This is a genomic window from Priestia sp. JNUCC 25 (assembly GCF_053667915.1).
The window spans coordinates 1-5,069 of record NZ_JBSJYE010000001.1 but is presented as its reverse complement, the minus strand read 5'-3'; the positions used below and the strand labels follow the sequence as shown (position 1 = coordinate 5,069).

Genomic DNA, 5,069 nt, shown 5'->3' with positions numbered 1-5,069 from the left:
TGAAATCTAATCCCCCTTTATGTTCATATAAAGTGAACATATATGTTCACATCTAGTGAACGTTATGTTCAGTTATAAAGAACTTGATGTTTAAATTATAAAATAAAACTTTTACAAAAACAACCATTTTGTGAACATGATGTTCAAAAAATACATTTATATGTTCACTCTAGGGTGAACATATATGTTCACTCTGACTGAACATAAGAAACTCTAAAACCCTTACATATCAACGTTTGTACAAACTCCCCTTCTATATCTATATAAGGGCTATTTTTTAAACAAGGGTCGGGTAGTATTTTTTGAAACAAACATTCAAAAAATCTCCACCCTTTTGCCCTTGTTTAAAAAATTTCGGCAGGTAAGGATATGTCGCCAAGCCGAAACATACCCAAAACGAAGTTAATGATGATCGACTTGGTTTGCAAAGTATACCTGCCGAACCGCCAGAGCAACTGTCCTAAGTTTTATTTCTTTCTCAAAATGTAGCTACACAATTTAAAAAGCCAGCCTCACACCCCAAAACGAAGGGGGAGAAGGTGTTTTCCATAGTTGCATAGAAATGCTATAACGAGGTGGTTAACGTGACGGAAAACGGAAAAAATGAGGAAACGTTAAAGTCCTATTGGGCAAAAGATATTGCTGAACTCCTTGATATATCAACATCGAACTTAAGAAGATGGTCAATTGATTTAGAAAATGAGGGATACTCCTTTTATCGGGATGAACATCACCGTCGTGCTTACCTCGAAAAAGATATCATGCCGTTAAAGAAATTGAAGGAATTCTTAGCAAATAATATGAGTAAAAATGACGCTATAAAAGCTGTTGTATCAATGTTTCCAAGTGATAATAACGGCGTGATTACGATACCCGTTAACGATGATGAAGTGCGTTTATCAAAGCTTGAATTACAGGAAATTGTGCAAGAGGCTGTAAGGGAAGCAATTGAAGAAGAACGAGAAGCGATGTTTAAAGCTTTTGAACATAAAATCAACGATAATTTAGAAAAAAGAGACCGTTTGTTAACCCAACACTTGCAGGCCACCTTAGAAGAAAGACGTTTAGAAATTGCTGCTGCTCAAGAAAAAAAGAAATGGTGGGAGTTTTGGAAATAACTAAAGGCCCTCAAATATTTTGAGGACCTTTAGTTATTTTTATTTAATGATTAGAACTTCTTCTACCTTGAAAAGGAGAAGGGCGCTTTTTTCGTTTCCTATTATTTATTCCAGTAGCCACAAATGGATCATGTCCGTACTTTACACGATTGGTAGAAGGCTTTACTACTGTCGCTCCTGTATTTTTGCTCACCATTGTCGAAGCATGTTTAGATTCTACAGATGGTCTCTTATCCAACATTCCTGTTTCTTTGATGTCATGTAACAATTGGTCTCTAGTTACATTATCAAAGTAATCATTCATTATTTGATTTCTATCTTTCATCTTTAACACCACCTTATTAAAGGTCTATGATTCCAATATTTTTAATCAATGCATGATCTTTTATACAGTATTGCTTTTCAGTTCTATAATGTCTGGTTATATTCCTGTCGGTTTTCTTTTGATTAGTGTAACGAACAGGTATCACTTTATTTTCGTGAGGAAGTGCATATACAAAAGTCTTTGCCACTATTGTATCATTTGTTCTTCTAACAAGGAAATCGCAGAAGTGACTGTCTGTATAGTGACTCTCAACATGTGTTAGACTCTTGTCTTTTATTTTTGAAAGGAATTCTTGTCTCTGTTTAAAGAAGAAGTTTTGATTTGATCGTGTATCTAAATCTAAATAATCGTCTTTATTTACATCTACATCTACTTCAACTTCGAGAACTAAAGGTTTACTATTTTCATAGTCTGCTTTCATACGAGCCCATACTTTAGCTTGTATAGGGTCCTTAATATAAATATATACCTCGCCCTAATAAATGTTTCTCTCCATTTGAAAATAAAAAATTTTGGGTTTCAAATATTTTAGCTCCATATGGTTCAGTTGTTCCATGATAAAATGTTGTGCTCATTTGTTTAATCCCCTCGTATTTAATTATTTATAATATACAGAAAAAATGTATGCTCGTACATATATTTACATTTGAATATATATTGGTGAAGAGAAGAGATATATCTCGTCTGTCAACGGTAAATCGCAAGACCGTCAGGTCGAGAATTTAAGGAGTTGACAGATTCACTACACCCAAACCCTATTGGCATTCAAACAACCCCGTTTGTTTGACGCCAACCGGCGAGGGAGCCCCCTCAAAAAGTGAGGGGGTTGGGGGTGTTTTTAGGATAGATTCCAAAGGGAGATTCCCTTTGGTAGGTGTGGACAACGTCCGCGGTTTTTAAAGGAATAGCGAAGCTGTTCCTCCCCCGAAGGGCACACCATATTGATACGTTAGTGTCAATATTAGAGTGTGTTCTAACATTGACATGTTCCTTCGCCTCCCCCTATGATTAGGGGGAGGCTTAAATGAGGAGGGAACCATGATTGAGTTATTCCATTTTTAGAGTTCAGGGCATTAAAACATTGAGTGATTTGAGGGGCATTGGAAAACATAATGCGGACCGAGTATCTGATACAAATTTAGATATTGATAGGGAGAAATCAAGCGAGAATATCGAGCTTGTAAAATGCGATTCTTATTTGAAGCGTTTTTCCGAAATCACGCTAGACATGAGGCGTGAACATGAGGAACGAATGAAGACGACACGTAGTGATCGTCGTAAGTCATTTGAGCAGGCAATTAACGGTGCAAAAAACGATGTAGCATGCGAGTTTTTATTTACGAGCGATGAAGAATTCTTTAAAGGAAAATCAAAGGCCGAGATCCAATCCTGGGCGCAAGACTCTTTGGAATTTGTAACGGATGAGATAGGCTTATCACATGATAGAATCATTCATGCTTCTGTACATATGGATGAGAAAACGCCTCATCTTCATATCGTGGCTGTCCCTCTGACGGAGATATATGACGGTAGACGTAAGGAGGATGTCTTAACGATTAGTAGACATCAATTTATTAAAACAAAAGATGATTTATCATCGCTACAGGATAAATATAATGAGCGCATGAATGAACGGGGCTATGTACTAGAACGAGGTACACGAAAAGAAGTCCGTCATCAAAAAGTGCAGGCTTTTAAGGAACAGACTCATTATCATGAACAAGCAGCTGTGCAAGCAAAGCAATCTGTAAAAGAATTAGAAGGCAAAAAGACAAATTTGGAGTTATCTATTTCAAATCGTAAATCGGAAATTGACGATTTAAAAAAAGAAATTACTCATGTAAAAAAAATAGAGGATATGGATTTTAAAGAGAAAGGAACACTGTTCAATTTAAAACAGCCTAAAAGTGTTGAATTAAGCTTTGAAGACTTTGAGAATCTTAAGACATTAGCAAAGTCTTCTGAAACGCTTAGAAGGGAAAATGAGGGCTATAGAGAGGAATATGAAAAAGAACGTAGTCGCAATACTAGTTTGAGAAAAGAAAATGAAACGTTAAAACAAGAATTGGAACAATCGAAAAAAGAAACAAAGCAATATAAAGAGAAGTTCGAACTTACATGGGACTTATTTAAAAAAGTGAAAGAGCGTTATGAAGAGCGATCACCTCAGCTCTTTGAGGATTTTCAAAAGGTTGTAGGCTATGCAAAATTTCACGTTAATAAAGCAATTAATAGATTTAGTGGAAAACCTACTTTTAATGAAAATAATCTAACTCCTTTAGAAAAACAAGGATACGAGCAAGCTACAGAGGCATTTAGAAGCCAAAAACGAACTAAACAAAAGGAAAACGGTTATGAAATGGAAAGATAATAAACGAAATAGGTTATAATTGGAAAAAAAGGAGCGTGGTGTAGTGAAAATAATTGCCTCTGTCCTCATGTCACTAGTAGTAATAGGAATGACTCTCCAAAGAGAACTGGATAATAGAAAATTAGAAAAGAGAGTTAGAGAACTTGAAAAAAAGCAGGCTTAAGCCTGCTTTTTTAGCCTTAAAGGCTATTTTATATATTAAGAGATGCGTATAAGTTTTTGTGGTGATTCATCATGGATGTTTTTAAATTGTTGAACAGCTTCTTTCATAGAGGAAACGTTCAATTTTTGGATAATATTTTTTCTGTGAGTTCGGACGGTGCTTTCTTCTCTAACTAGCATCTTTTGCATTTCTGCGGTGCTATGACCGTCTATAGCTAGGGCGAAAATCTCTTGTTCTGCTTCTGTGAACTGTTTAAGAAATAGCTTTTCCTTAAGGATTTTACATTCCTCTTCTACACGTTTTAGACGACCAACTTCATCAACTAAATCAGATGCTACACTTAGAATATTTTCAATACCCATTAATAGTTTTTCGGTTTGATCCATGATAAGACCCTCCTATTTTTTGAGGGCAACCCATGCTATAATAAGGTTGGAATGATTTATCGTAGCACTGGGGTGCTTCCTTTGCAGAGGAAGTGCCCTTTTATTTTATTGGATTTAGTTTTAGTAATCAGTATTTTTAGTGCTCCTTTGTGTTTTTCTTTTCCTTTAAGACTTTAATACTTTCATAATCATACTTCTCAAAAAGAGCTTTATTTTCTTCTTTACTTAGCAATACAGTGCCTTCGAAGCTAACGTATTTCTTTTTATCATTGCCTGATTGGAATGTAATTTCAGGATTTAAAATATAAGTATTTGCTGTACCAATTTTAGCTATGTTAATGAAATTATGATCATCTAGAAGTTTTATAGCTTTATAAATAGATGTTCTTCCTTTTCCAAACTCTTCTGCAAGTACTTGTTGTGAACATACGACCATGTTTTTATTGTTCATGTTTTCTAAAAAGAACATGAATATAGAACCTGCTAATTGACTCTCATTAATCAACCACTTTAAAGCATTTATGCCTTTGCCTTTATAAAGTTGGACAAATGGTGGATTTTCTTTTTCTTTTTTCTTTTGTTCTTCTTCTTGCTTTTTGCTTTTTTCTATATCTATCATTCTTTCTACTGCTGATAGAGGTACTCCGGATATTTCCAAAATCTTCATAAAATCGTCTCGTTTAATATTAATTTCATCGTTTGTCAC

Annotated in this window: 7 protein-coding genes; 2 read left to right on the top strand and 5 right to left on the bottom strand. The window is 34.9% G+C overall.

The features are described 5' to 3' along the window. Positions 1-584: 584 nt before the first annotated feature. Complete coding sequence (locus tag JNUCC25_RS26575) at positions 585-1,118, top strand: MerR family transcriptional regulator (RefSeq protein WP_454223291.1); 534 nt, start codon at positions 585-587, stop codon at positions 1,116-1,118. Positions 1,119-1,161: 43 nt separating this feature from the next. Here JNUCC25_RS26575 and JNUCC25_RS26570 read toward each other — a convergent pair whose 3' ends face one another. The 3 genes from JNUCC25_RS26570 to JNUCC25_RS26560 are packed head-to-tail and all read right to left on the bottom strand — an operon-like array spanning position 1,162 to position 2,018. Beyond that, complete coding sequence (locus tag JNUCC25_RS26570) at positions 1,162-1,443, bottom strand: hypothetical protein (protein ID WP_454223290.1); 282 nt, start codon at positions 1,441-1,443, stop codon at positions 1,162-1,164. Between the two features lie 16 nt (positions 1,444-1,459). Next, on the bottom strand, positions 1,460-1,864 hold the full coding sequence (locus JNUCC25_RS26565; RefSeq protein WP_454223289.1) for a hypothetical protein: 405 nt from the start codon (positions 1,862-1,864) through the stop codon (positions 1,460-1,462). A 31-nt stretch (positions 1,865-1,895) separates the two neighbouring features. After that, positions 1,896-2,018: a hypothetical protein gene (locus tag JNUCC25_RS26560; RefSeq protein WP_454223288.1), complete on the bottom strand. Its 123-nt coding sequence runs from the start codon at positions 2,016-2,018 to the stop codon at positions 1,896-1,898. Positions 2,019-2,485: 467 nt separating this feature from the next. Here JNUCC25_RS26560 and mobV point away from each other — a divergent pair, with 467 nt between their 5' ends. Next, positions 2,486-3,814 (top strand): MobV family relaxase, encoded by a 1,329-nt coding sequence (gene mobV / locus JNUCC25_RS26555; RefSeq protein ID WP_454223293.1) that lies wholly within the window; start codon positions 2,486-2,488, stop codon positions 3,812-3,814. A 198-nt stretch (positions 3,815-4,012) separates the two neighbouring features. On the opposite strand, the gene JNUCC25_RS26550 is transcribed toward mobV, so the two are convergent. After that, positions 4,013-4,363: a response regulator transcription factor gene (locus JNUCC25_RS26550; RefSeq protein WP_454223292.1), complete on the bottom strand. Its 351-nt coding sequence runs from the start codon at positions 4,361-4,363 to the stop codon at positions 4,013-4,015. Positions 4,364-4,499: 136 nt separating this feature from the next. After that, positions 4,500-5,069 carry a replication/maintenance protein RepL gene (locus tag JNUCC25_RS26545; protein ID WP_306386450.1) on the bottom strand — a complete coding sequence of 190 codons (570 nt, stop codon included), beginning with the start codon at positions 5,067-5,069 and terminating at the stop codon, positions 4,500-4,502.